At 54.0% G+C, this 4,122-nt stretch carries 2 protein-coding genes; one reads left to right on the forward strand and one right to left on the reverse strand.

Annotation, left to right across the window (positions count from 1 at the left end; all coding sequences use genetic code 11):
• Positions 1 to 165 precede the first annotated feature (165 nt).
• A complete protein-coding gene (locus ACT6Y9_RS09135) occupies positions 166 to 2,277 on the forward strand; it encodes an autotransporter outer membrane beta-barrel domain-containing protein (protein WP_443744300.1) in 2,112 nt (703 codons plus the stop codon).
• 221 nt (positions 2,278 to 2,498) lie between these two features.
• On the opposite strand, the gene ACT6Y9_RS09140 is transcribed toward ACT6Y9_RS09135, so the two are convergent.
• Positions 2,499 to 3,884, reverse strand: a complete 1,386-nt coding sequence (locus tag ACT6Y9_RS09140; RefSeq protein WP_443744301.1) for an IS1634 family transposase — start codon at positions 3,882 to 3,884, stop codon at positions 2,499 to 2,501.
• Positions 3,885 to 4,122 lie beyond the last annotated feature (238 nt).

Raw genomic sequence — 4,122 nt, forward strand, 5'->3', positions numbered from 1 at the left:
CCCCCTACACACACATTTCTAAAACTGTGGCAATCTGTTTGTGAAATTACTTCGTATTCGACGAGAGGCGCAAACAGGTGTTAGCAACCGCATCAACAAAAAAAGCGCGAACTTTCTCGCTGTTTGCCTTCTTGCTCGATACACAATCACAAAAAGGTTCTCGTCATGAAGAAAACAGTGTTAGTCAACGCTATTCTGCTCGCTCTCGTTCCCGCCGCTTATGCTGCGACGGAACTGACCGAAACGATCAGCACCCCGGTTAAGTCGGGCGACTTTATCCTGAGTAAAGACATCGCGCTCAGCACCTCCGAAGAAACTCTTCTTGGTTCCCGAGGCAACGATGTGGTCATTGACAACGTGAAGGTCGACCTGAACGGCAACAAACTGACGCTGACTTCCACGAACGAAAGCAACTGCTACAACGGTGTTGTTGCCGGCGCGACGATCAGCGGTAAAGGCTCCGTTGTTATTAACCAGGCCAACTACGACAACGCTCTTGGCTACGGTAGCACCTCCATTGCCGCTGACAGTATCTCTATTACTTCCGCAAAGGGTTCTGCCGTTTGGAATGACAAAGGTACGCATACACTCGATGGTAACGGCAACGGGACTATTACTCTTACGAGTAAAGATGCAGGTCACGGCGTCTATGTCGCAGGTTCTGGTTCTGTGGTTATCCAGAACTTCAAGGAACTGATCATCGACAGCCAATACGTCACCGATGACGGCTACGCTATCAGCAACAATGGCGGCAATGTGACCATCAAGAACGGCGGCAAGATTACCCTGAGCACCGCTAAGCGAGGTGCAATTGCCTCCATTAATGCTCACTCATCGACTTCCATCGAAGCTGACGTTGTCGAAATCAGCAGTACCATTAATGGTCAGACTGAACTTCGCAAGACCTCCTCTATTTTTGTCGGCGCAGGTGAACTCTCTCTTACGGCCAACACTTTGACCGTCAATGTTGAAGTGGCTGATGGTCAGCCAACTGCCAATGCTATCGGCGTCACTAGTGGCAAACTCGCGCTGAATACCACGACAGCGGAAGTCAACGGCGACATCGATGCTAATAAACAGGGCGAACTTAACCTCAACGGCAATTTGGTCTTCAACGGTGAAAACGCCAACATCGGCAACCTGACCGGTGACGACGCCACCTTCACGATCACGTCTGCCGATCAGACCGTCGCTCTCACCAACAACACCACGAATCTGACGCTCGCCGCTACGGGCGAACTCAACGACAAACTTGGTGTTGAAGCCTTCGACAACATTACCCTCGATGGCACGAAGGATGGCGTTCAGCTCTACCTTGCTGAAGGTGAATCCTCGCAGAGCACGACTGCTACGCTCGACCAGGATGGCAACATCACGAACGTCGTCACGAAGAACAACACTCTTATGGACGACACGCTCTCCCTCGCCACGGGTACGGTGCTGTCTCTCAACCGCATCATGATGAACGACGTCCGTAAGCGCATGGGCGACCTCCGCTCTTCCGAAGGCAAGTCCGGTGCTTGGGCCCGCTACGACGGCGGCCGACTCTCTGGCAACGGTCTTGACAACGACTTCAACACGATTCAGGTTGGCGTTGACACGGTTCCGACCGACAACGGCATTCGCTTCGGTATTGCCGCCAACTACACGAACGGTGATGCGGACTACACGCGCGGTTCCGCTGACATGGACGCCTACGGCCTCGCCGCTTACGCCACGTGGATGGGTGATTCCGGTCTCTTCACGGACGTCGTTGCTCGTTTTGCTACCGCCAAGACGGACATGAAGATCGACGGTTCTAAGACCGCCAAGCTCGACAACGTCGTCCTCTCGCTCTCCGGCGAAGTGGGCTATCGCTACAACGTCACGAATACCTTCTTCCTTGAACCGCAGGGCGAACTCACCTACACCTACGTTGATGCCGACACGATGAAGCTCTCGACCGGCACGACGTATGAATTCGACAGCGTCAACAGCCTGATCGGTCGTCTCGGTGTTGTCGCCGGCATGGAATGCCCGAACGGCATGGGTAACGTCTACGCTCGCGTGTCGGCCGTCCATGAATTCCTCGGCGACGCTGAAATCACCGGTACGTCGACCTCCGGCCGCAGCCTCACGCAGGGCACTGACGGCAAGGACACCTGGGTCGAATTCGGTATCGGTGCGAACATCAACGTGACGCCGTCGACCTACGTTTGGGCCGACGTCGAGCGCACCGAAGGTGCCTCGCTTGACGAAGACTGGCGTGCCACGGTGGGCGTCCGCTACGCCTTCTGATGACAGTCAGACTCATTTGAAATCTTGATCTTCATTGGAGAAACCTAAAAGTCGGATAAGACGTTCATTTTCTCTCTCAAATATGGAAAAAGTCCATGAATTTTCATGGACTTTTTCCTTGACTTCAATAGTCGTGAATTTCTCTCAGACGGGTACACTCGGCGCTCGGAGCGGAGCTGAATATTTCATTCCGAGCGCCTGTTGAGCTGTATCGCTCAATTTTAGATATGCGAAGCCCGCTCCAAGGCAGCCGTGTTGAAGGTTGCCTTGAGGTTGGCTTCTGAAACCTCCACTTCCAGCCGACCAAGAATGGATTGGACGGATTTTTTGATGGGGGCAATTTGCCACTGCCCGAGAATTTTCGAGGCCGTGATTTTTCCCAACGCCTGGTGGAGATCTTCGAGCGAGACGCTCTTCTTCTCTCCGGTCGCCTCAATCTCTTCCAGGCTCGCCATGCCGAGCTGAGCACTCAGATGATTGAGAAACAGCCACGCCTCCTGTGAAGTACGACTGCGCATGTAGGAGGCCTCGAACTCCAACGTCTCGCCGTAGGTTTTGAAGAATTGCTCGATCGCCTGCCGGCGTTTGTAAATGCGGTAGACGTCTTCGCCGGAAAGATCCTTCCGGTTGGTTCGAATGGAGAAGGTCCCCATCTCCGGATGCTTCTCGTGCATGTCTTCGAAGGTCTCCAACTTCAGCTCTTCAAGGATTCCCTCCGGCAGTTCCTTGCCCTGACTGGCGAGCTTTTCCCTGCGCCGCGTGCGGGCCTCGTTGCGGGCCTGCTGACGCTCGTAGACATCCGTGACTTCGTTCGCATACAGCTGGGCATCGTAGAAAAGCCAGACCACGAAGCCCTCATGTGCGAAGGGCTTGAAATGTATGGCGCGCTTGTGAAAAGTGAACATGCCGGCATACTTGGCAGGGCTGTCGGGGGCTTCAATGTAGCGGTTGCCGCGTTTGAGCGGAATGATGTAGTTAAGCCCGCTGTCGCCGATCTGGTCGAAGCCGTCCTCGCTGCCGAACCCCTTGTCCCCGACGATGGTGTACTGATCCCCCGTCAGTCGACTTTCCTTGAGGATGTCCTTGAAAGCTGAAACGTCGGGCGTACTTCCAACATACTGCTTGTAGTAGCCGGGGATCCCGCCCTCCTCGGTAAGTGAGAAAACATACAGGAGGTTCGTCTGCGGTTTGAAGCGCATCTTGGAGTCATAGCCCAACTCCGCGAACTCCATGGATTTCGAGGATGTAATCAGTCGGTGACCGTCGAACAGGATGAAGGCATCCCGGCTGTCAAGATCTTCACGCATGAGGGCGGCGATCTTATCGCGCTGTTTTCCCAGATCTCTCAACAGGGAGGTGATGATTCCCGCCGAGAAATACACCTCAGGGAAAAGATGTCCGAGCAGGGAATTTTCGAGATGGAGCTGCAGGCGCTTGAGGCGCACGTCCTTGAAGAGACGCAGCAGCACGATGCAGTAGATCGACTGCCAGAGGTCGGGGAACGCTTTTCGAAGCCGCGCACGCAGCGCGGCAGTGCGCTCCCAGTAGTAGATCACTGACCCGACGTCGATCGTGTCGCTCAGAATGGTTTGATCAGTTTTCACCATTCTCCTTTTGCTTGGGACGAGCCCATTGACCGTGATCTTGCCAAGACACGGTCCCGACACCTTGCGGCTCCTGCGAATGGATGGGTCATAAACGTAGGAACGCTCATAAAGGTACCAGTTTCCGCTGATCTCTTTGATCTCGGTTGCGGCAGGTTTCTTGAAGTTTACGACGTACTCTGGGCGTTCTTTCATGTTAATTTGAATGCAAACCTATTAGGTATGCTATTTTAACAAAAAA

Origin of the sequence: Sutterella sp. (assembly GCF_052272535.1) — a bacterium.
Classification (GTDB): Bacteria; Pseudomonadota; Gammaproteobacteria; order Burkholderiales; family Burkholderiaceae_F; genus Sutterella.

Excerpts from the sequence above, each read along its gene's own strand:
- ACT6Y9_RS09135 (WP_443744300.1), top strand. The coding sequence starts at position 166 with ATGAAGAAAACAGTGTTAGTCAACGCTATTCTGCTCGCTCTCGTTCCC.
- ACT6Y9_RS09140 (WP_443744301.1), bottom strand. The coding sequence starts at position 3,884 with ATGGTGAAAACTGATCAAACCATTCTGAGCGACACGATCGACGTCGGG.